General features: G+C 36.8%; 19 protein-coding genes and 1 pseudogene. 4 read left to right on the forward strand and 16 right to left on the reverse strand.

Translation table 11 applies throughout. The features are described from left to right. Nucleotides 1–21: 21 nt before the first annotated feature. From AC3WSK_RS25095 to AC3WSK_RS25155, 13 genes are all read right to left on the reverse strand, one after another. Nucleotides 22–288 (reverse strand): HPr family phosphocarrier protein, encoded by a 267-nt coding sequence (locus AC3WSK_RS25095; RefSeq protein ID WP_079560226.1) that lies wholly within the window; start codon nucleotides 286–288, stop codon nucleotides 22–24. Next, nucleotides 285–989: a glucosamine-6-phosphate deaminase gene (locus AC3WSK_RS25100; RefSeq protein ID WP_427483898.1), complete on the reverse strand. Its 705-nt coding sequence runs from the start codon at nucleotides 987–989 to the stop codon at nucleotides 285–287. The genes AC3WSK_RS25095 and AC3WSK_RS25100 overlap by 4 nt, the downstream gene beginning before the upstream one ends. A gap of 45 nt (nucleotides 990–1034) precedes the next feature. After that, nucleotides 1035–2180 carry an N-acetylglucosamine-6-phosphate deacetylase gene (gene nagA / locus AC3WSK_RS25105; RefSeq protein ID WP_079560225.1) on the reverse strand — a complete coding sequence of 382 codons (1146 nt, stop codon included), beginning with the start codon at nucleotides 2178–2180 and terminating at the stop codon, nucleotides 1035–1037. Between the two features lie 200 nt (nucleotides 2181–2380). Further along, complete coding sequence (gene nagE, locus AC3WSK_RS25110) at nucleotides 2381–4327, reverse strand: N-acetylglucosamine-specific PTS transporter subunit IIBC (protein WP_492414336.1); 1947 nt, start codon at nucleotides 4325–4327, stop codon at nucleotides 2381–2383. Nucleotides 4328–4567: 240 nt separating this feature from the next. Then, nucleotides 4568–5512 (reverse strand): ABC transporter permease, encoded by a 945-nt coding sequence (locus tag AC3WSK_RS25115; RefSeq protein WP_079560223.1) that lies wholly within the window; start codon nucleotides 5510–5512, stop codon nucleotides 4568–4570. After that, nucleotides 5490–6413, reverse strand: coding sequence for an ABC transporter ATP-binding protein (locus AC3WSK_RS25120; protein WP_079560222.1), 924 nt, complete (start codon nucleotides 6411–6413; stop codon nucleotides 5490–5492). Before AC3WSK_RS25120 ends, AC3WSK_RS25115 begins: the two co-directional genes overlap by 23 nt. A 5-nt stretch (nucleotides 6414–6418) precedes the next feature. Continuing rightward, nucleotides 6419–7114, reverse strand: a complete 696-nt coding sequence (locus AC3WSK_RS25125) for an ABC transporter ATP-binding protein (RefSeq protein WP_427483896.1) — start codon at nucleotides 7112–7114, stop codon at nucleotides 6419–6421. Between the two features lie 10 nt (nucleotides 7115–7124). Continuing rightward, nucleotides 7125–7481 carry a GntR family transcriptional regulator gene (locus AC3WSK_RS25130; protein WP_079560220.1) on the reverse strand — a complete coding sequence of 119 codons (357 nt, stop codon included), beginning with the start codon at nucleotides 7479–7481 and terminating at the stop codon, nucleotides 7125–7127. Further along, a complete protein-coding gene (locus tag AC3WSK_RS25135) occupies nucleotides 7478–8251 on the reverse strand; it encodes a hypothetical protein (protein ID WP_240518206.1) in 774 nt (257 codons plus the stop codon). Before AC3WSK_RS25135 ends, AC3WSK_RS25130 begins: the two co-directional genes overlap by 4 nt. Nucleotides 8252–8684: 433 nt before the next feature. Then, nucleotides 8685–9443 carry an ABC transporter ATP-binding protein gene (locus AC3WSK_RS25140; RefSeq protein ID WP_079560218.1) on the reverse strand — a complete coding sequence of 253 codons (759 nt, stop codon included), beginning with the start codon at nucleotides 9441–9443 and terminating at the stop codon, nucleotides 8685–8687. A 3-nt stretch (nucleotides 9444–9446) separates the two neighbouring features. Next, nucleotides 9447–11765 carry an ABC transporter permease gene (locus tag AC3WSK_RS25145; RefSeq protein WP_492414337.1) on the reverse strand — a complete coding sequence of 773 codons (2319 nt, stop codon included), beginning with the start codon at nucleotides 11763–11765 and terminating at the stop codon, nucleotides 9447–9449. After that, nucleotides 11750–13060: an MFS transporter gene (locus AC3WSK_RS25150; protein ID WP_240518205.1), complete on the reverse strand. Its 1311-nt coding sequence runs from the start codon at nucleotides 13058–13060 to the stop codon at nucleotides 11750–11752. Before AC3WSK_RS25150 ends, AC3WSK_RS25145 begins: the two co-directional genes overlap by 16 nt. Next, on the reverse strand, nucleotides 13041–13691 hold the full coding sequence (locus AC3WSK_RS25155; protein ID WP_427483893.1) for a TetR/AcrR family transcriptional regulator: 651 nt from the start codon (nucleotides 13689–13691) through the stop codon (nucleotides 13041–13043). Before AC3WSK_RS25155 ends, AC3WSK_RS25150 begins: the two co-directional genes overlap by 20 nt. 263 nt (nucleotides 13692–13954) lie before the next feature. Here AC3WSK_RS25155 and AC3WSK_RS25160 point away from each other — a divergent pair, with 263 nt between their 5' ends. Next, complete coding sequence (locus AC3WSK_RS25160; RefSeq protein ID WP_079560215.1) at nucleotides 13955–14818, forward strand: pentapeptide repeat-containing protein; 864 nt, start codon at nucleotides 13955–13957, stop codon at nucleotides 14816–14818. A gap of 771 nt (nucleotides 14819–15589) precedes the next feature. On the opposite strand, the gene AC3WSK_RS25165 is transcribed toward AC3WSK_RS25160, so the two are convergent. The 3 genes and pseudogenes from AC3WSK_RS25165 to AC3WSK_RS25175 all read right to left on the reverse strand — a co-directional run. Then, nucleotides 15590–16843 carry an MFS transporter gene (locus AC3WSK_RS25165; RefSeq protein ID WP_492414338.1) on the reverse strand — a complete coding sequence of 418 codons (1254 nt, stop codon included), beginning with the start codon at nucleotides 16841–16843 and terminating at the stop codon, nucleotides 15590–15592. A 348-nt stretch (nucleotides 16844–17191) separates the two neighbouring features. Next, nucleotides 17192–17512: a hypothetical protein gene (locus tag AC3WSK_RS25170; RefSeq protein ID WP_079560213.1), complete on the reverse strand. Its 321-nt coding sequence runs from the start codon at nucleotides 17510–17512 to the stop codon at nucleotides 17192–17194. Nucleotides 17513–17553: 41 nt separating this feature from the next. Next, nucleotides 17554–18101, reverse strand: a pseudogene (locus tag AC3WSK_RS25175) (IS66 family transposase); the annotation flags it as partial. 156 nt (nucleotides 18102–18257) lie between these two features. On the opposite strand from AC3WSK_RS25175, the gene AC3WSK_RS25180 reads away from it, so the two are divergent. The 3 genes from AC3WSK_RS25180 (at nucleotide 18258) to AC3WSK_RS25190 (ending at nucleotide 21247) form a co-directional block, all read left to right on the forward strand. Then, nucleotides 18258–19154 (forward strand): DegV family protein, encoded by an 897-nt coding sequence (locus tag AC3WSK_RS25180; protein WP_079560212.1) that lies wholly within the window; start codon nucleotides 18258–18260, stop codon nucleotides 19152–19154. Nucleotides 19155–19695: 541 nt separating this feature from the next. After that, nucleotides 19696–20229, forward strand: a complete 534-nt coding sequence (locus tag AC3WSK_RS25185) for a sigma-70 family RNA polymerase sigma factor (protein WP_079560211.1) — start codon at nucleotides 19696–19698, stop codon at nucleotides 20227–20229. Next, nucleotides 20222–21247 carry a DUF4179 domain-containing protein gene (locus AC3WSK_RS25190; protein WP_492414339.1) on the forward strand — a complete coding sequence of 342 codons (1026 nt, stop codon included), beginning with the start codon at nucleotides 20222–20224 and terminating at the stop codon, nucleotides 21245–21247. The genes AC3WSK_RS25185 and AC3WSK_RS25190 overlap by 8 nt, the downstream gene beginning before the upstream one ends. The last annotated feature ends 162 nt before the right edge of the window (nucleotides 21248–21409 follow it).

Below are 21409 nucleotides of genomic sequence, written 5' to 3' on the forward strand. Positions count from 1 at the left end.
CGGCAATACCTTTGAGTCGGATCATTGTGCTAGCCCCGTTTCTGAAATTAATTTTGTTAATGCAGTAAACGCTTGTTCTTCATCCTCCCCCTCTACGTGTAATGTAAACATTGAACCTTGTTTTAGAGCTAATCCCATAACGCCTAAAATCGATTTTAAATTAGCTGTTCTTTGTTCTGTCTGTAACTCGATAGAAGAAGCAAAAGGTGTTGCAGCTGCTACTAATTGACTTGCTGGACGTGCGTGAATTCCTAGTGGGTCTACTACTGTAAATTGTTTTGTTTTCATTGTTCATTCTCCTCTATTTTTAAATCTGTTAATATAATGACATTAGGATGTTTTGTTAATACACTTGCCGGGACATCTTCTGTATATTCAGATGCAAGAACGCGTTCTAATACATCACGTTTTGCTTCTCCTACAGCAATTAACAAAATGCACTTAGCGCGCATGATTGATTGAATTCCCATCGTAAATGCATGGGTTGGAACGTCATCAATTGAATCAAAGAAACGTGCATTCGCTTGACGTGTTGATTCTTCAAGCGCTACAAGATGTGTCAGCGAATCAAATGATGTGCCTGGTTCATTAAAGCCGATATGACCGTTTTGTCCGATCCCAAGCAATTGAAAATCTAATGGATGCTGCTGTAATAATGATTCATAGCTTGCCATTTCCTCAGTAGGATTATTAGCTAAACCATTCGGTAGGTAAGATTCTTTAAATGGTTTGTTGTGAAATAAATGTTTGTACATATAATATGCGTAACTTTGTTTATGTTTAGCACTAAGTCCAACGTATTCATCCAGGTTGAAGCTGATACAATTCGTAAAATCGATATCAGTTTCACAAATTTTACTATACAACGGTTCCATTGTACCACCTGTAGCTAGACCAAACGTTGTAGCACCTTCGTTTTTAGTATTCACGATAATGTCTACTGCGCGAGCGTATAAATCTTCTTTTGAAGCAAAGCGTTCCAGTCTCAATTTCCTATTCCCCCTTATTTACTTATTAAACAGGCATACGAAATCTTACGCTTCGTAGATTACTTTTCCAGCCTTAATTGTTTGTTGCAACATTAACTGTTCATCCAGAATCACAACATCTGCATCAAATCCTTGTTCGATTTGTCCTTTGTTCGTCAGTTTTAGTTGTTTTGCTGCATTGTAGCTCGACATTTTAACAAGTTCTTCTAACGTGCAGTTCGTGATGAGTTGCATATTCCGTACAGCTTGGTCCATTTTTAATACACTCCCAGCAAGGGCTCCATTTGATAAATGCGCTCCATTTTCGGATACATGAACCATTTGACCACCTAAGTCATATTCTCCATATGGCATTCCTTTTGCTCGCATTGCATCGGTTATTAAAATAATACCATCTGCTCCTTTTAAACGATATGCCATATTCACGGCATCCTTGTGCATATGGATAAAATCAACAATGATTTCTGCCTTCATTTCCTCTAATAATAATACGCCACCGACAACACCTGGATCTCGATGATGGAATGGGCGCATTTGGTTGTATAAATGTGTGCCTTGTGTTGCACCATGACGAACCGCTTCTTTCATTTGTTCAAATGTTGCATCAGAATGACCAATTGAAACGACCACACCGCTATCTGCAATTGCTTGAACGACCTCAAATCCATTTGGTTCTTCTGGCGCCATTGTAATTTGTTTAATTTTATAGGCACTTACGTTTTGCCACTTTGTAAAAACAGCGAAATCAGGTGGTACAACATATTCAAGCGGCTGTGCACCTACACGCTTTTTTGATATAAAAGGACCTTCTACATGAATACCTAGAAGTTCTGCCTCGTCTGGATTTGAAGTAAACTCCGAAATATTTTCAAGAGCACGTTCAATATTTTGATAGCTTTGTGTCATCGTCGTTGCTAAAAAGCCTATTGTTCCTTCTTTTGCAAGTGATTTCGCCATCGTATGAAGACCTTCATTCGATGCATCCATCGTGTCCATTTGAGCAGAGCCATGAATATGCATATCGATATAACCAGGGAATAAAAATTTCCCTGTACCATCTATAATTTGCACTTGATCTGCGTTAATTTGTTGCGCAATTTGTGCAATTTCCCCATCCTTCATGAAAACGTCGACACATTCCAGTCGTCCTGTTGCATTGACAACTGTGATGTTACGGATTAATAAATTCATTAAAAACATCTCCTAGGATTGATAGAAGATACTGGCCTAAGTGTTTGAAGCGATCCTATCAATGCTAATATTTTGATATAGTACTACGACCCGCATAGATTTCTGTGGGACTATGCTTTCCCACAGAAAATTAAGCGGATTTACGATTAGTGCATGTTCATTTTGTTAGATGGACCTTTTTAGACAGCATCCTTTGTTTGTTACTTCTTCATCGAAATAATGTTACGTGAACCTGATCGTTGGAAACCAGTTTTTTCAAGTGTAATTTCTTGCCCCATTAAACTTGTGAAAACAACTGGTGTAACGATAGACGGTACTTTGTCTTTAACACTCTCAAAATCAACTTTTAATAATGTATCGCCACGTTTAATTACTTGACCTTCTGTAACCATTGCTTCAAAACCTTCACCATTTAGAGTGACCGTATCTAAACCGACATGAATTAATATTTCAACACCTGTATTAGATTTTAAACCGATCGCATGCTTCGTTGGGAAAACCATTACTACTTGACCATCAAATGGCGCATGAACTGTACCATCCTTTGGATGAATACCAAAACCTGGCCCCATTATACCTGACGAGAAAGCTTCATCTGGCACGTCAGATAACGGTATTAAATCTCCTGTAATCGGCATTTCAAAATCATTGGAAGGATTTGTTCCTTCTGCTGTTGTTGCTTCTTCAACAGACGCTTCTTTTTGTACATCTACATTTGAAGGCGCTGGATTCCCTTTTTTCAGGCGATCTTTCATAGCTTCTGCCAAAAACTCTACAGATGTACCGATAATTACTTGCACATTTGTCTTACTTATACGCATAACACCACGTGCGCCCGTTTGTTTTAATGTTTTTTCATCCATCTGATCCGCATCACCAACAGTCATACGAAGACGTGTTGTGCAGTAATCAACTTGCTTAATATTCTCTTGTCCACCTAATGCTTCGATTGTATGGAAAGCACGTACATCTAAATCATCAGAAACAGCTGAAGTAACATCTGCCCCTTCTTCATCTTCGTCTTCACGACCAGGTGTTTTTAAATCTAACTTCTTGATTAAGAAATAGAAAACGACAAAGTAAATTGCCCCGAAACCTAATCCTAAAGGAAGTAATAGCCATGGACTATCTGCTAATCCAAAGTTTAAAAGATAGTCAATTAAACCTGCGGAAAAAGCAAAACCGTCACGGAATCCAATAATATAGGCAACGGCAAGCGAAATACCTGTTAAAACTGCATGGATCCCATAAAGTACTGGTGATAAAAACATAAATGTAAATTCAATAGGCTCAGTTACACCTGTTAAAAATGCTGTCAACGCGATAGATACGAACATACCACCAACTACTGCACGATTTTTCTTTTTCGCTGCAAAGTACATCGCAAGACACGCTGCTGGTAATCCAAACATCATAATTGGGAAGAAACCTGCTTGGAAATGTCCTGCTGATGGGTCTCCTGCTAAAAATCGATGAATATCTCCTTTGACAAGTTCGCCTGCAGCATTAGTAAATTCACCAAAGTCAAACCATATGATCGTATTAATAACATGATGTAAACCGACTGGAATTAATAGACGATTTAAGAAGCCATATAACCCAACACCAAGTGATCCAGCACCGATTAACCAGTTCCCTACCGAATCAATACCACCTTGAATTGGTCCCCATATAACAGCTAAAATACCTGCTAAAACCGCCATCGTGATGGACGTTATAATTGGCACAAAACGCCGTCCTCCGAAGAATGACAGCCATTCTGGGAATTTTACATTATAGAATTTGTTATAAAGTAAGCCTGCTGTAATACCTGCAATAATGCCACCGAATACTCCCATATTCAGATCTTCATTTACAGATCCTAATACTGCGACTAACACTAGATGTGCAATGGCACCCGCTAATGCTGCACCACCACTATTATCATGTGCTAGACCCATCGCGATACCAATCGCAAATATTATAGGTAAATTACCTAAAATCGCATCACCAGATGCTGCCATAATACTTGCAATATGCTTAATAACATCATTTGACACTGCACCAAGCATGTCATCAGAGCCTAAGCGTAACAATATTGCGGCTGCTGGTAATGTAGCGATTGGAAACATTAACGACTTACCGATTTTTTGTAAGAAAGCTAACATTAAATATCCCCCTTTGGTATAGTTGTCTAGACCACTTAATAGAAAAAAGCGTTTTCATTAAGTTGCTATCATTATATTATCACTCATACAAAAAATAAACATTATTTTTGAAATGAAGGCAGGGATTCCAAAATTTTAAATCCTATTACACATAAGCTTGATTTATTTATAGGAAAAAAACATAGCCCAATTGGAAGTCTGGCTTAAACCAATTGGACTACATTTCATGAATTCTATTATTTACGCTGTGACGTCACGTTTCATAAAGGACATATAGCTGATCGCAAGGAAAAGAACAGCATAAATCGCAAGGATCGTGAGTGAGAATGGCATTGTAATGCCATCTAGTATTGAACTACCACGTTCATATTGTGTTAAATCTGAATGAGTTAACCAAATATATTTAACGATTTTAAATCTGCTTAAGAACATGACAATCATTCCGCCTGTAAAGGATAAGAACATCGTTAAACCAATTGCTAAAGAGCTTGAACGGAAAACAGAGCCCACTAGGAAAGCAAACAATATTGACATGACAAAGTCTCCGCCAGAAAGTAAATAGTGGTATGCTAAATCATTCCACACTGCTTTTTCAACAATCTGACCATTGACCATTTCTAACTCAACACCAGTTCCGCCACCAAATAGTATAAGTCCAACTAGAGCACTTACTATGAAAGTGACAACATATAAAAAGAGTCCAAATATGAAAGTTGTAAGTAATTTTGAAGTTAATATTTTTGCCCGTGAAACTGGACGCGTTAATAGCATTTTAATCGTACCAGTAGCAAATTCACTTGATACGATACTTGCTGCAATAATAACTGTAAATAATGTTACTAAATTCAGCATATTACCAGCAAATGACATAAAGCTTGCTACGCTTCCATCTTCTTGAGACGGCAGTTCATTTGCTAATCGATACTCAGAAATAGCCATTTCCTCTTCAAAGTGCTTTTTATCCTCTGCCGATATATTTTCATCTTCCATCATTTCTTTATTAAGATTAATGACTTGCTGTTCACTTTCCTGCCACGTTTCACTGTTATTGCTATTGTACTTTATTTCCTGGTATTTCATCATAATACCAGGACCAATAATAAAAAGGATTAGTAGCGCAACCATTGCCCAAGTTCCTTTTTTATGCCATAATTTCATCCACTCATTTTGAATTAGATTCAGCAATTTGGCCACCTCCTGTCATTTCTAAGAATTGATCCTCCAACGTTTTTTGATGCGGTTGTACGGCAAATAATTGAATTTCTTCGTTAACAAATTGAGGAATGAGTTTCGGTATATCCTCTTTCTTTATTTCCACTACATAACCGTTATTTTCCGCCACAAAGTTGTAATCGAGCTTTTGTAGAAGTGCTGCAGCCTGATCATTTGGTGTAGCTTCAATATAATAAAACGAAGATGTTTCAACGTTGATATCACGAATATCGATGAGTTTGCCATTTTGTATGACAGCTACTCGATCACACATTAATTCAATTTCGGATAATAAATGACTGGAAACAAATACAGATACGCCATCCTCAGCTGCAATTTTACGCAAGTACATACGAAACTCTCGGATACCTGCTGGGTCTAGACCATTAGTAGGTTCATCTAAAATTAAAAATTTTGGTCGATGAAGTAGTGCCTGAGCAAGTCCTAAACGCTGACGCATCCCTAGCGAATACGTCGAAACCTTTTCATGAATACGATTTTCAAGGCCGACCTGTCTCACTACCTCTTGAATACGCTCTTTTGTAACGTTTTTATGCATACGCGCAAAGTGCAATAGGTTTTTATAGCCCGTCATAAATTTATACATTTCCGGATTTTCTACAATTACACCGACTTTACTAATCGCTTCCTCATAATTGTCCTGTAAGGAAAGACCATCAATAATGACTTTCCCTTCTGATGGATTCATAAGACCTGTCATCATACGAATTGTCGTTGTTTTCCCTGCGCCATTCGGTCCTAAAAATCCAGTGATTTGCCCTGGATATAAATCGATATTCAATTGCTGAATCAATTGCTTGCCACCAATAGTTTTTGATAAATTTTGCAATTGAACAATTGGTTGTGTTGTCATAAATTTCACCCTTTCTTATAAAACGCCTTCATCCATTGCACAGCATCCTTATTCGAAACATCTCGAATCATCTCTACTTCCTCTTGTGCAATGATCGATCCATTTTGCAATAAAATGATTTGATCTAAAATAGGCTCTACCTCATATAACTCATGCGTTGATAATAATATTGTTTGGTGTTCAATGTCAGTAAATTGAATTAACCCTTTAATCAGCTGTTCACGAACGATTGGATCCAGACCAGAGAAAGGCTCATCCATTAAATAAAAAGGTACCTCTCGCCCAAGAGTTGCGGCCATTTTCATCCGGCCACGGTTCCCCTTGGATAATTGCCGTAGCTTCACATTTTTATCAACCTGTAAAAACTCTGCAACGATACAAGCTTTATCATACGAAAAATCTTCGAATTGAGAGGCATAGTGCTGAAAAAGCTGCTCACCTGTGTAAAAATCAAAAAACAAATCAATATCTGGTAAATAGGCAATTTCATCAGCACTTCTGCGTGTAACAGACGTTCCATTTAGCAATACCTCACCACTTGTCGGACGTAATAGGCCGGCCAATACTTTTAATAATGTCGACTTGCCACTACCATTTTCCCCAACAAGTCCAATGATTTGTCCAACAGGGATGGAAAAAGACACATCTTGTAAAATAGGCTTTTTCATATAACGAAAAGAAACATTTGATAGCTGTAGCATTTATTTCACCTCACGATTTATTTTGTAAAACAACGAGCATCTCATCCTTTGAAAACCCAAGCGCTTCAATAGAAGTTAAAAAATGATCTGCCAGTTGATTTTTCATATCTTCCCGTAATAGAGCAATTCGCCCATCATCGGTTGTAATAAATGTACCTTGCCCTCGTTTGGTTTCCGTTATATTCATTGCTTCTAACTCCTTATACACTCGTTGCACAGTATTCACATTGACACCAGTTTCCACTGCATATTCTCGAACCGAAGGAAGTCGATCTCCAAGCACTAGCTTCCCTTTCAAAATGTCCCCACATATCCGATCTACGAGCTGGCTATAGATGGGCTTATCACGCGAAAAGTCGATTGTCATCGTAAAACCACCTTTTCAAGCCACTTAGTCGCTATGATAAATAAGACCGCTACAAAAATAATCGTTGCTACTTCTTCGACGACATACATTGTGCCCATGGTAAACGGAAATGATTGTACCTGTGGGAAAAATTGATTCAGAAAAGTCAAACGAATTCCTATATGATGGAAAATATTATCATATAAATTACTCGCTGTAAATTTAAACCATAAATTCACACTCATGAAAAAGGCAACCATCGTGATCACAATGGAAAAACCACCAATAAAGTGTTTCATTTGGAGATTAAATGCTAAAAATAATAGCATGATCACAAACATCATCAATTGCAACATAACAATCACTGCTACATAAAATAAAAGCAATAAAAACATTTGCGCGAAGTTACCTATAAATTCCTCTTTGATTTTATAAATAGCTATACTCATAAAGATTAAATTAAAGATAGCGTATCCTATTAAGGAAAATACGATTTTCACACCTACAAGCTGTGCGATAGAACTAGTTGAATGCAGCCATATCTCTTTGGTCTTTAAGTCATGACGGATACTAGCTAGGAATTGTAATATCGAAAAAAATCCACCTAATATAAGTACTAGTATTGAGAAAGCAAATGACAGCTGATTTTCCATCGTAAATCCATCACTTAACCGCCTAATTAAATATGGAACTAATATTGACAGTGTGATCCCAATAAAAATTCCAACAAATAGCCATGCTCTATAGAGCACCCATTCCTTTTTTAAAAGCCCTGCGAATTTTTTCAACATAAACACCTCGCGTCATAGTGTACTAGTTAGATATTACACTATGACTTTTTAGTTTGCAAGTATTAATTCAAAAAAAGGAAGAACCTTTTAATAAAGGGCTCTTCCTTCATGAAATTCAGTTGAAAATGTATGCCCCTTCAGCACAGCGAGGGGGAATGACATCCAACTTTTAGTTTTATCGGAACACTTTCAGAAATTATCGCCCAACTTTTAATTTTTATCACCCAACTTCTGAGTTTTATCCACATCCTGCTTCCAAAGGCAAAAAAAGATTCACACACAAAACTATGCGTGAATCCTTTTACTTTAGGCCTAGTGAACCAATTCCCCTGCTTTTCTCTATGACCAATCATTTATTGCCAACTTGATACGTAACTACTCTAGAAATCTTTCATTTTCCATTGTGAGATTCAGTATTAGTTGTTACAGCAACTCATATTCCTATTTCCCACATTTTTTCTGTTACTTTCTCAACTCTGCCATCAATATCTGTACCGTCAAACTTTGGAAGCTTTAGCTCACTGACAATTTTTCCGTCGAGCATAAACATTATGCGTTCCGTACGGGCCGCAACCTTTGCATCGTGAGTGACAAGCATAATTGCAGTACCGCCCGCGTTAATTTCAGAAAAAATGTCCATGATTTCCTGGGCCGATTTTGAATTTAGTGCGCCTGTAGGCTCATCGCCGAAGATGATTTTCGGGCTGTTCAAAAGCGCTCGACATATTCCCGCTCGCTGAAGCTGACCTCCGGAAACTTGTGTAATATCCCGCATCTCAAGCTCCGCAATGCCTACCCTCTTCATAAGCCCTCTTGCTTTCTCTGAAATCTTTGCAACGTTTTTTCTATTATCACGAATTGATGGAAGAATAATATTATCGAGAATATTTAGATTTTTAAGCATAGTTGGCTGCTGAAAAACAAAGCCCATTTTAGTTCTACGTAAATCTGAAAGTTCAGCCTCACCGACGGACGATATATCATTTCCATCAAACGTAACCCTTCCGCCATCAATACTGTCCATGCCGCTCAATGCAAACATTAGCGTTGATTTTCCCGAGCCCGAGGGTCCCATGATCGCAACAAATTCCCCCTCGTTTATGTCAACGGACACTCCGTCGAGAACATTGTGTTTTTCATCGCCCTCACCGAAAGATTTTACAATATGTTCACCGATTATAAGATTCTTCATAAGCTACTCCTTTATATTTTCGGATATTTTTATTTTCCCAGCGCTCGATGTGCCAATGATTGTTGTAATAAGTACCGAGCAAATCATCAATAACGGACAAAGCACGTACGCCGAAAGTGGATTGATTGAAAAACTAAACGATGACGCCCCGAACGAGGAAATAACTGCACCTGCAAGTACCTCTCCAAGAGTGTTTGCCAGAATGGTGCCAACAATTATTCCGATTATTGATACAAATACTGCTCGCGAACCATACTGCACCGTAATATCCAACTTTGTAAAACCTAGTGCTTTCATTATCGCAATCGAATATCTATCCTTTGCGACAAGCATTTTCATAAACAACAGTGTAACTAGAATCGTTATTACAAGTGCTATTGCAATTGCGGCGAAGGATGCTTTTTCGACTGATTTTATAGTCGAGCCGAAAGTTTGTTTGACAAACTCATCAATATTGGAAATCTTAGCAAAAGTAAATCGGTCCGCATAGTTAGAGATTTTTTCATCGATAAGAGTTTTATCTGAAAGCTTTGCACAAATAACGCTCCACATTATATTTTCCGAATGATCGGTAAATACAGCCTTTGCCGTTTTACCACCGTTCGTAATGTCAGAATAAATGCCACTTACCGTGAGCTTATTCTCCTTCCCCTTTATGATGACCGTAATTGTATCGCCGACTTTTTTGTTCAATTCATTTGCGTTTAAAGCCGAAAGCGCAATTTCGTTTTCTACAGCGGGTACTCTGCCCTCGGTATATTCGATAGGGAATATCGAATGGTCGCCAAGTTCGATTTTTATATTTTCTTCCGAACCGTCTTCCATTTTTGTTTTGAATGTCTTTGTTGTAAGGACGGTATACTTTGAAATGGAACTGTCGCTGTTCATATATTCTAAAACTTCTTCAGCTTTTTTAGAGATTTGATCAGTTTGTTGAATATCAAGGCGAATATCGTAGTTTCCAATTCCCATATATTTAATGAAGCTTGTTGAGGAAATCGTGTTGTATAGGTTTTGTGGAACAATAATGATAAATGCTGAAATGACAAGTACTGCAAGCATTGTGGCATAAAGTCTTTTTCTTGCGAGAACGTCTTTGATCCCAAGGAAAAGATTCGTATTTAACAGCTTATTTTTGTTCAGGCAAACATGTTTTGCGCCTGTGCTTTTTTCCTGCGAAATGCCAAAGCGTATCGCTTCTGCCGCAGATATTTTCCGAAAGCGTCTCAGCACTCCGCTTACAAAGGCTATTATTGCAAGGTATACAAGTAGAATGCCGATGATCCCTAAAGACGTGGCAAAAGAAGAGTTTTCACTTTCCCCCATATAAAGCCGGATGTTTTCTAGCAACATGTTTTTGAACATCAACGAAAGTACATAACCGAGAATACTACCCACTGCCGCAATTGCTGCGTACTTCGCAAGATAAATTTTCTTAATGTCGGAAAGGCGTAGTCCTATTGCCTTCATTACACCAATTTCACGGTAATCGTCTTCGATTTTCGCAAGGAGTGTAAAGCGTATGCACATAAATGAGATAGCAACGACAAGAACGCTTATAAGAAGAATAACTGCTATCATAATCCCATCAGAAAATGCGTTTATTGTTTTGAAAAGTGGAAATGTAATCGTTGGTCCGTTCGCTTCAAGTCCCGCGGAAGCATAAGTAGTTTCGAATTCACCGAGTGCCGATAAATCCTTTAATCTAAACTCAATCAAATACTCCACACTTCCATGGCTTTTAATTGCAGCGTAATCATTCGCACTTACGAGAAATCTTTTTGAAGAAGACAGCATAGAATTCATCTGTGAATCCCGGAGGAATCCTGCTACAGTAAATTCCTTTCCATCTAATATAGCTTTATCACCGACCTTCGTAGTGGCGTCCTTCATATAGTTTATTGGTACATACAGCTCACCATCGGATACGTTAATAATGTTTCCATCAAGATCAAGAAGATAATCAAACTTTTCACTCTGTATGCTAAAACCATTATCTTGAACATTATTTGCAAGTGAACGATCACCTAAAATAATTTGACTGTTATCCAAGTTGAGAAACTCAAGTACTTGATATTCATCGACTTTGCTGTTTTGCTCCGCGAAGTTTGTAAGTCGGACAGTATCGATATCCCCAGAATGCATTTGCATAAAATGCGGCGTCTTCGCCTGATTCATAAGTGAATCGATAGCACCTGAAAGATTTACCATAAGTATTGCCGATAAGGAAACGAGCATAGCCGCAACAGCGACAAATAACGTTGTTGTCAGCGTTATCAATTTGCTTTTTAAAATGTCATTTCGAATTAATCTGTAATACATAAGTCACCTCTGTTTTCAAGCTTTTTCACCGATTTCAAGTTGAACAAAATGAATGAAGTAATACTTAATAAAATTCCAGCGATGATGATGAGGAAGCCCGTTCCCCTACCTTGACCTGTACCGGTAATTTTCCCTACACTGTCAGCAAGCAATCCACCGTCAACTAGTAAAGGAGTAAACACATAATCTGCAAGTATACCCGAAAGCGCATAGGCCACTACAAATCCAAGCTGTGAAATTACCCCTATAAGTGACCATGCTCTACCCTGAACAGCATTATCAATATTGGTACGAACAAGAAAATCCAATGTTGAGTTTGCAAATGGCATCATGGCAAAAAAGAAAAAGCCTGAAATACAGATCAGTATTATATTTTCCCGAAGCCCGAATATCGCCATAAATATCCCTTCAAAAAAAAGTGAAAATGCAAGAATTTTGACATATCCTTTTTTTATCGGAAGAAGTCCTATGATTACACTGGATACGAGCATCCCAGTAGCGACAATAGTTTCCACCATTCCGATTACAGAACTGTTCGTAAAAGTAAGCAACATCGGAATAGACAGTGTTTCAATAATGCCAAGATAAAATGTCAGCACCGATGTCATGATAACAAGAACGAGTACACCTCGATTTTGAGAAACTGCACGCCAACCATCTTTGAACTCATTGAAAAATGATTGTGTCTGTTCATATTTCTTTGAAGCAAGACCTCTTCGTACAGCAAGCGCTGAGATAACCGTTACAAAAAAAGTACAGATGTCGATAACAAGTAAAAGTTTTATATCCGAAACGGTGAGCAAAAATCCGGCAATGATGGGTGAAATCAAATATTTTGCAGAACCCGCCACCTGGACTAACCCGCTTGCCTTCGTGTACTGTTCCTCGGTCAGTAAATCCGTAACCGTAGCCTTGTATGCGGGATCAAGTAACGATGAAAACACCGAGCTTATTGTAACTCCCACACAAATCTGCCATAGCAATGCTTCCCCGCTAAGCATACATATAAAAATATACACAAGTCCTATCGCTGAAAAACTGTCGCCTAACACCATTAAGAGTCTTCGGTCATAACGGTCCGCAAGCACTCCTGCCACAGGGCTTAATAGTAGCGAAGGCATGAACGCAAGTAAGGTGACAAGTGCCATTGCCGATGCCTTTCCTGTCTGCTGGAAAACATAAATCCCAAGCCCAAACGCTGTAAGCCCGCTTCCTATTGCTGAAATTAGCTGCCCTGACCAAAGCAGAAGAAATTTTTTAAAAAGACGCTTGGAATCAACCATCGTTGTTTCCATTTTCTTCACCCCCATTGCCAAACATCTTCATCATGTACATAAGGCTTCCACTTTCGACACCGAGCAGTCTTTCTACGTTGAAGACAAAAGCTGGTATACGTGAAGCACGCTCTTCATCGGTCATTTCAACCATATCATCATCAAAAACGGTATTCGTATAAGCCACGATCATTTCCATACATTCATATGGATACGGTGTACTGAATAATCCTTGCTCAATACCCTCACGGATTATTTCCGTCAGTATTGGAGGAAGACCGTTCATAATAACCTTTTGTATTTTCTGATGCATAAGCGCGTTCTGCGGCTTATGTATATGGTCAATAATTTCCTTACCGTTTCCGCTACTTATGTTTAATGCCATTACAACACGGATAATACGCTCGTTAACAGGGATGCTCTTATTTGCTGCAATTTCTTTTGCAGCACCTAGAATTTGTGCATTATACCGTTCAATTAACGCGTCCATAATATCCTCCTTCGACTTGAAGTGATAATATAGCGTACCCCGTGCAATACCAACCTTTTCAAGAATATCGTTAGTACTTGTGCCATCAAAGCCCTTCTGACCGAAAAGCTCATCAGCTACATCAAGTATTTCGTTTCTACGCTCCATTGCTTCTTTTCTCATTTTTATGCCCCCCTCAATAGACCGACTGTCTGTCTATAAAAAAATTATAACCTTTTACAATAAATTGTCAATAGGACATTCCGTTTTTGTAAAAATTATCAATCCGTTTATCTAATCTATATAGAGCTAAACGATAAACATTTATAAGAAATGACAAAGCCTCTTCGATATGTAGAAACCTTCCACACAAAAATATCCTTTTAATCAAAATAAGTGATAGAATTAAATGTAAGAAATTTACGTGTTAAGAGAGGAAAACAGAAGTGTCTGAAGTAAAAAAAATGGATTATACAATTGGAAAAAAAATTCGTGAGAGCTTACAGGCTGATTGCCAAAGCTGTTTTGGTCTATGCTGCACGGCTTTAAATATTGCTGCTTCTAGTGACTTTGCCATTCATAAAGCGGCCGGAACACCTTGCCCTAATCTACAATCAGATTTTAGCTGCCAAATTCATCATAAACTTAGAGATCAAGGGTTTAAAGGATGTACAGTTTTTGATTGTTTAGGAGCTGGACAAAAGGTTTCACAAACAACTTTTCATGGACAAGACTGGCGACAATTCCCTGAAGTTTCCGAGATAATGTTTCGTGTCTTTCCGATTATGGAACAACTTTATGAAATGATTGCTTACGTAGCGGAGGCTTTATCGTATAAGGTTGATTCATCCCTATATAACAAACTACATTTACAATTAGAACAGCTACAGCGTGCAACAGAGCTGGAAGCTGATGCATTGCTAGCAATAGATATTCCTACATTCCGGCTGCCAGTGAATGTTTTACTATTAGAAACAAGTGAACAAATCCGCCAAAGTCTTATCGTAAAGATTAGAAAAAACGCTCGAAAGTATGACAATCGAGGGGTTGATTGGATGGGGAAAAATTTAAAAGGTAAAGATTTAAGAGCTACCGATCTTCGAGGATCTTATTTAATTGCTGCCAATCTAGAAAATGCAGATTTAAGAGAAATTGATTTTATTGGCGCAGATTTACGTGATGCCAATTTGCGCGGCGCAGACCTTTCAACAAGTATGTTTTTAACCCAAATGCAAATTAATTCGGCACAAGGCAATCATGAAACAAAATTACCTTCCCACCTGAAACGTCCGTCTCATTGGGTTGTATAACTTGAAAAAAGGCAGATGAAAGTAATTTTTATTAAAAGTCAAGTTATAAGCTGAAACTATTTTAAATAGGTGAATTCTTATTTAATGTACACATTATATGTATAGAAATTAATAGGATAGAAGAGCTTAATTAAATTCGCTCTATCTATCCTCTTTTTTTTTACCACAGATGACCCTATTTACTACAACAATTAAATCAATCTAATGTTGCAGTAATTTAAATGGAGCTTATATCAATTATTTTGTACATTAAAGCCTATTTCTTAAACTTCTAAGTAATAAAAGATAAAGGTTGCTATTCAACTAACGAGGCAGCTTCAACAGTTTGATTAAATTGATATTCAGAAACACGAACCTGTATATCTAAATCTCCCTTAGTAAGACTATTTGGTATAGCAGTACTACTAACGTGTTGTATATCTGCGCCCGGAATAAGACTTTGGATAAAGTCTCCTTGAGAAGTGAAAGTTTTCTCTACATCACGTTCAAACCTTTTTTGATTATAAAAGCTTACTCGTTCTATCTAATCTCCCCCTTTTCCTCATTATATAAATGCATGGATAGCAAGCTCTTATTTTAGAAAGTTCCTTTGATTTTTGATAACGTTATTAAAATTCATTTGCAATAAGTATATAGTTTTGCTCAAAACATTATAGAAAAAGGAACGTGTTTGGGGTCTTTAAATACATACATTTCAACGTGGACTCCTCTTCTTAAACTTTAACGATAGAACAATGAAGTATAATTCCTTACCTTTATTAAATCCATCATTCAGCTACTTTTGGATGCAGCATAAATTGGACTGATTTTATCCATTGCTACTCCTTGTTTTTTATATTTAAAAATAAACAAGCCATTGACTAATAAAACCAATGATCCAAATGCCAAGGCTGCCATAGAGTTCCATTCAGAAATCAAACCAGATAGTATAGTCGCTAACATTGCTGCAATTCCACCTAAAACGTATATGGAACTTCGAACCCTGGCGATCAAATGGTCTGGAGTAATGCCCTGTTGAACAGTTATCTGAACAACAAATGCCATAGAAAGTGCCCCATCAAAGATTATCATTCCGAAACACATGACGATAAATGAATTTGATATCAATAATAAGATTCCAAATGAACATATGATCATTAAAGTACTGAGAAAGTATAACCAGTTTGCATTTTTAAATTTGTTCATTATAAGTACGCCAACGACATTGCCTATACCAGCACAAGATAACAGTATTCCAATATACTCTTCTGAAAAATGGCGAGTATATTTAGAATGAATGATAACACTAAGCACAATAAAACTGGTTGAAAATCCGAGTACCAAAGCCGAAATCGTCGATACAATTTGAGCTCCATTAGCATAGAGGTACTTTACACCTTCTTGGGAATCCCGAATGAAACTCTTCAGTTTCTGTTTTCCCTTCAGGGGCTTATCATCCGTTTCCTCACTTATATTTCGGTATTTTATAAGTGAAATAAATAACATTGAAATAAGTAATAAACTACCACAAATAGTTAAGGTAATGTTCGGGCCATATTTCGCAAGTATAATTCCACCTAAGGCTGGACCAATTAAGGTTACAATCGCATCAGCTGCTTCTAATGAATTATTAGCACTTAATAAACGTTGCCTCCCAACAATTTTAGGTACCATAGCTGAAAGGGCAATATTTAACATCAATTCCACTAAACCCATGAAAAATAATATTGGCCCAATAACAAAAAGGCTCGTTATATCGATTGTTATTAAATATGCCAATAGAAACAATAATATAGCATATATTAAATTACAGATCGAAGAAATCAAAACAAGGTTCTTTTTCTCAATCCAAGTACCTATTGGAATAGAAAAAAATACGGAACTAATTCTCTGAAATAAAAGCACTAATGAAGTCATTAATGGCGATCCAGACAGACCCAATATGATAATAGGTATGATTAGTTCGCGAAAACGTTCACTTAGGATTTTAGATATATTATGAAACCATAGCTTCCCAAAATCAGCATTAATCATTAAATTATTCAATTTGAACACCTCTTTAAAATTTGATTTACCACCTTCCTCTTATTTAAAATCTGAGTCATCAATCTACTATACTCATAGCATATCCTCCTTACAAAACTTCATATATATATTATTACATAGAATATTCCTTAGAATCGACAATACTATATATTTGGATTTATATTTCCCACTCTTATTCAACAAAATGGCCCGATTGTTGAACATAAGTTAGATAACACTATTCAACTAAACTAAACCGTTAGTACAATAAGAAAAAAAGAGCTATCTAAAACAGCTCTTTGATTTTCAAGGAAAGCCACCCGTCCGTTAGTTAAAGATGAAAATTAATAAACATGCATACTTTACTACCTATGACCATTTTTCTTCATCATCAAACCATTGGAAATTTTTTAAATCAAAGGATTTATAATCATCGTGGAAAACGAAGTATGATGGTAAATTCAATAAACCTCCTCCCGCTTTCCCCCAACATTCACTAAACCAATCGGTAAATACTTTATGTTCTTGTGGAAGCAATACATCTTCATTTTGTTCGTAAAAGTCAAAAAAATCATCTAACTGACTTTCATTTATCTGATAATATTCAACTTCAGGAAGTACTTCCACACTACCTGCAAAAATCGTTGTATCATTTCTTTCGTAGAAAACTTCGTTCGCTTCTTTATCCATTGAAAACATCTTCGAATAGATGGCTATTTTGCACATGTGGCTTAGATATTTTTCGACCAAGGCATGTTTTTATTTAAAATTTTGGGTTGCTGATGGATCGGTAAATTCGGCAGCTCCATCATTAGTTTAACTAAATATTGATAGAAATCGATACCATTCGCTTTTGCTGTTTCAGCCAGACTCAAGCAGTGCATTCGCTTTAGCACTAGCTTCACTCACAGAAAAACGCCAGTTCTTTCGGCCAATCACATTAGGACGAATCGGATTTTCAGCTGGATTATTATCAATTCCAATTCGACCATCTAACAGAGAAACTTTTAACCCATGTACACGATTTAATGTGTTTTTAGAAACTTTATCCAAGGTGTTTTTTCCAGAAAGGCGATTTATCTACCCATTCCTGAAACTTTTCGACAATCGGTTTAGATTGCTTTTGCTGTGCTTTACGACGCTTTCCTGGTGAGAGATGCTTATATTGCCGTTCTAAGCGATACAGTTGATCACAGTAATCCAAGCCGATTTTCCCATTTTTGCTATCGGGTTTCAGCCAATAACGTCGTATATGCGCCCAACAATTAGCGAATGAAATAATTTTTATCGCAATTATTGTCGAAATAATGTCGAAGATTGTAAAAAAATAAATACAGTATTATAAATATCACTACTCATGATGATCTTATCTGTGTATAGTTGCATAAGATAAAATGAATAATATTCTACGATAGATGAAGGGGATTACTTTTAAATGGAAAAGAAAATTGCATGGGTTACAGATACAGCAGCATTGTTAGATGAAAAGTTCATACAGGACAATCAAATTCACGTATTACCACTTAATATAGTGTTCGAAGAAGGGGCTTTACGCGAAACTGTTGATATGACACATGATCAGTTTTACGAAAAGCTACGAAATGCTAAAAAAAATCCAAAGACATCACAACCTGCTATTGGTGAAGTTGTAGACTTATATAAATCATTAAAAGAACAAGGGTATACATGTGCAATTGCAATTCATACCTCTCAACATCTTTCGGGCACTTACCAAAGCACTTTCACAGCAGCTGGTCAAGCTGAATTTGAAGTATATCCAGTGGATTCAAAAATCGGGTCATTTCCGATGATGAAAATGATTAAACTCGGTCAGCAGTTAGAGCGTGAAGGTTTTGAACCTGGCTATATTGTTGAAAGAATCAATGAGATGGCAGATAACAGTGAGCTTTCATTTATTCCGGCTAACTTATCACAATTACATAAAAGTGGTCGAGTTTCAGGGACTCAAGCATTTTTAAGTAACTTGTTGAATATTAAAGTTGTCATATCATTTGAAGATGGGAAGCCCGTTATGAAAGAAAAAGTACGCGCTACGACTAGAGCTAAAACATATGTACAAAATGTTTTAAATACAGATCTAGAAAAAAGTAATATCCCTGAAGTTGCAATTATTCACTGTAATGATGAAGAAGGCGCAACCGCTTGGAAAAAAGCTTTAGAGAACGAATATCCGCTCATAAACTTCTCCGTATTACCACTAAGTGCTTGTGTAGCGGTTCATGCAGGTGAAGGAACGCTTGGTTTAAGTTGGGTACGTCTACCAGAGCTTGCACCACTTAAGAAAAAGAAAGCTGAATTAGTTACTATATAAACATAATTGTAATCTAAATTATTGTAGGTACATGAAGTTGCGAATTCCTATAAACCAACTATTAAACAGTCAGAGAGCATTTTAGCTTAAGTAAACTGGCAGATGTAACGTTATTTTTTGAATGATAGCAGTGTTTTCATTCAGGTATGTGGGACTGGCTGTTAAATTTTGTTTGAATACGGATATTGTTATTATAGGTAATTTAGTCTTCGACGATTTGAATCATATGCGCATTTGTCGTGCGGTAGATTCCGTCGAGATAGAACGTTTCAATTGGGGAATTATCAGTGGGCGTGCCTTTGCGGGACATGCTTATGGTAATTCTTTTTTCTTTGACTGATTTTTGATACGCATATGATGTGTATACAGAGCTAAGGGGAATAGAAAAAGATAGTGTATAACAATTGAAAATTTTCCACTTGTGGCTTCTCATTATTCGAATCGTTTCCGTATTCCAAGTTACAATGTTGCTTAATTAATTATTTTGCAACCAATTTACTAGTTCATTCGACTTTATTGTGTAACGGAGAGGAGAACCAAAATGGATTTAGCAAAATTAGTAAAAAAAGCAAAAAAGGGTGATGATGAAGCATTTGAACAACTGATTGATTCTGTTCGACAAAAGTTGTACCGAACTGCATATGCATACGTTAGAAACGAACAAGATGCTTTAGATGTCTATCAAGAAACAATTTATACTGCCTATATTTCAATAAAAACATTAAAGAAGCCTGAAAGTTTTTCAAGTTGGATTACAAAAATTCTAGTTTTTAAATCGATTGATTTTATACGAAAAGAGTCCCGCCATTTTACTGCAGATAATGAGGAAATCTTTAATGAATTAATCGCTTCTGAAAATAGTGATTTTATCATGCATTCAATGGATTTGTCTGAAGCCTTTAAATTCTTAAATCCTACTGTAAAAACCATTATTTTGTTGAGGTACTACCACGATCTGTCCATTAAGGAAATTGCTGCGATCATGAATTACCCGGAAGGAACTGTTAAATCACACTTAAATAGAGCGAAAAAAGAGTTAAGACCCATTTTAAAGGAGGGTTATCTGTATGAATAAAGACAATTTCAATCGATCTATCGACAGCATAAATGTACCTGTTGAAAAGCTAAAGGCAAGGGAAAAAACGGCTATCTTTCAAGCCAAGAAAAAAAGAAAAGTAGGAAGAGCAACTAAACAGTCAATCTTGGTTGCATGTGGGCTATGTATATCTTTGCTTGGTTCTGGATTTGTTTCAACAGGCATGGCAGAAGCATTATCAAATATCCCCCTGATTGGTCCAATTTATAAGGACTTTAGAGATATTGCCTCAGATAAAATCGAACACGATCAACTTACGACAGTAATTGATAAACAAGATAGTAAAAATGGCTTAACAATGACTGTAAAAGAAGCAGCTTATGATGGCAGTCGGTTAATCGTAACAGTCGTTTACACAGGAGAAAAAGAACTTTCGATGGAAGAAGAAATTGTCGGCTTTAATTATTTAACAATTAATGGACAACCAATTAAACCAGCGATTGGTTCAACAGGGCAAGATGACATAAACTCGAAAACAATAATTGAACATCATCAATTAACCTTTTCTAATTATAATGAATATGGAGATGAAATTGAAATTGGCGTCCATGGAGAAGATTTATTTGGCTATAAGGGCAAGTTGAATGTATCTTTCCCACTTAATAAAATAAAAGGTGATGAATTTGAGTATTATCCAAAAGTTACAACTAGAACTGTTGATGAAGTTTATACATTAACAGCCGACAAAGTAACATTTTCACCTCTATCAACAAGAATAGACCTAACGATTGATTACCCTACTGAAATGGATGAAAACGATACTTGGCCATGGTTTGATTTCTCTGTAGTCGATGATAATGGTCATGTATATGATAAACTGAAACTACAAGCAGGCATGGCTGTTGGGAACTATGGTCATCATATGATACTGACTTTGCCTCCAATGGATACGATACCAAAATCATTTACACTCAAGCCAAGTCATACAAACAATGAGGGCTTTAATGAAGAGATAAAGGAATTGGAATTGGTCGTCCCTTTAAACAAAAGTAAATAATGACCTCGTTTGTTTCGTTTACTCATATCGTGGAAGTATCTAAATTGAACATCGAATTTTATTAAAAGCCACGTAAAAAGCCGAATTCCATAGACATTATCTATGGTGAAATATTTATAATCAAACCATTAAAAGGTATTACATTTTAATAATGTAGTACCT

The sequence above is a fragment of the Lysinibacillus sp. EB271-A1-10B genome, assembly GCF_058791335.1.

Coding starts and splice junctions, on each gene's coding strand:
- AC3WSK_RS25180 (WP_079560212.1), top strand. CDS start 18,258: ATGGAAAAGAAAATTGCATGGGTTACAGATACAGCAGCATTGTTAGAT.
- AC3WSK_RS25125 (WP_427483896.1), bottom strand. CDS start 7,114: ATGCTACAGCTATCAAATGTTTCTTTTCGTTATATGAAAAAGCCTATT.
- nagE (WP_492414336.1), bottom strand. CDS start 4,327: ATGTTAGCTTTCTTACAAAAAATCGGTAAGTCGTTAATGTTTCCAATC.
- AC3WSK_RS25120 (WP_079560222.1), bottom strand. CDS start 6,413: ATGACAACACAACCAATTGTTCAATTGCAAAATTTATCAAAAACTATT.
- nagA (WP_079560225.1), bottom strand. CDS start 2,180: ATGAATTTATTAATCCGTAACATCACAGTTGTCAATGCAACAGGACGA.
- AC3WSK_RS25190 (WP_492414339.1), top strand. CDS start 20,222: ATGAATAAAGACAATTTCAATCGATCTATCGACAGCATAAATGTACCT.
- AC3WSK_RS25145 (WP_492414337.1), bottom strand. CDS start 11,765: ATGTATTACAGATTAATTCGAAATGACATTTTAAAAAGCAAATTGATA.
- AC3WSK_RS25185 (WP_079560211.1), top strand. CDS start 19,696: ATGGATTTAGCAAAATTAGTAAAAAAAGCAAAAAAGGGTGATGATGAA.
- AC3WSK_RS25170 (WP_079560213.1), bottom strand. CDS start 17,512: ATGGATAAAGAAGCGAACGAAGTTTTCTACGAAAGAAATGATACAACG.
- AC3WSK_RS25140 (WP_079560218.1), bottom strand. CDS start 9,443: ATGAAGAATCTTATAATCGGTGAACATATTGTAAAATCTTTCGGTGAG.
- AC3WSK_RS25135 (WP_240518206.1), bottom strand. CDS start 8,251: ATGTTGAAAAAATTCGCAGGGCTTTTAAAAAAGGAATGGGTGCTCTAT.
- AC3WSK_RS25130 (WP_079560220.1), bottom strand. CDS start 7,481: ATGACAATCGACTTTTCGCGTGATAAGCCCATCTATAGCCAGCTCGTA.
- AC3WSK_RS25155 (WP_427483893.1), bottom strand. CDS start 13,691: ATGAGAAAAGAAGCAATGGAGCGTAGAAACGAAATACTTGATGTAGCT.
- AC3WSK_RS25095 (WP_079560226.1), bottom strand. CDS start 288: ATGAAAACAAAACAATTTACAGTAGTAGACCCACTAGGAATTCACGCA.
- AC3WSK_RS25150 (WP_240518205.1), bottom strand. CDS start 13,060: ATGGAAACAACGATGGTTGATTCCAAGCGTCTTTTTAAAAAATTTCTT.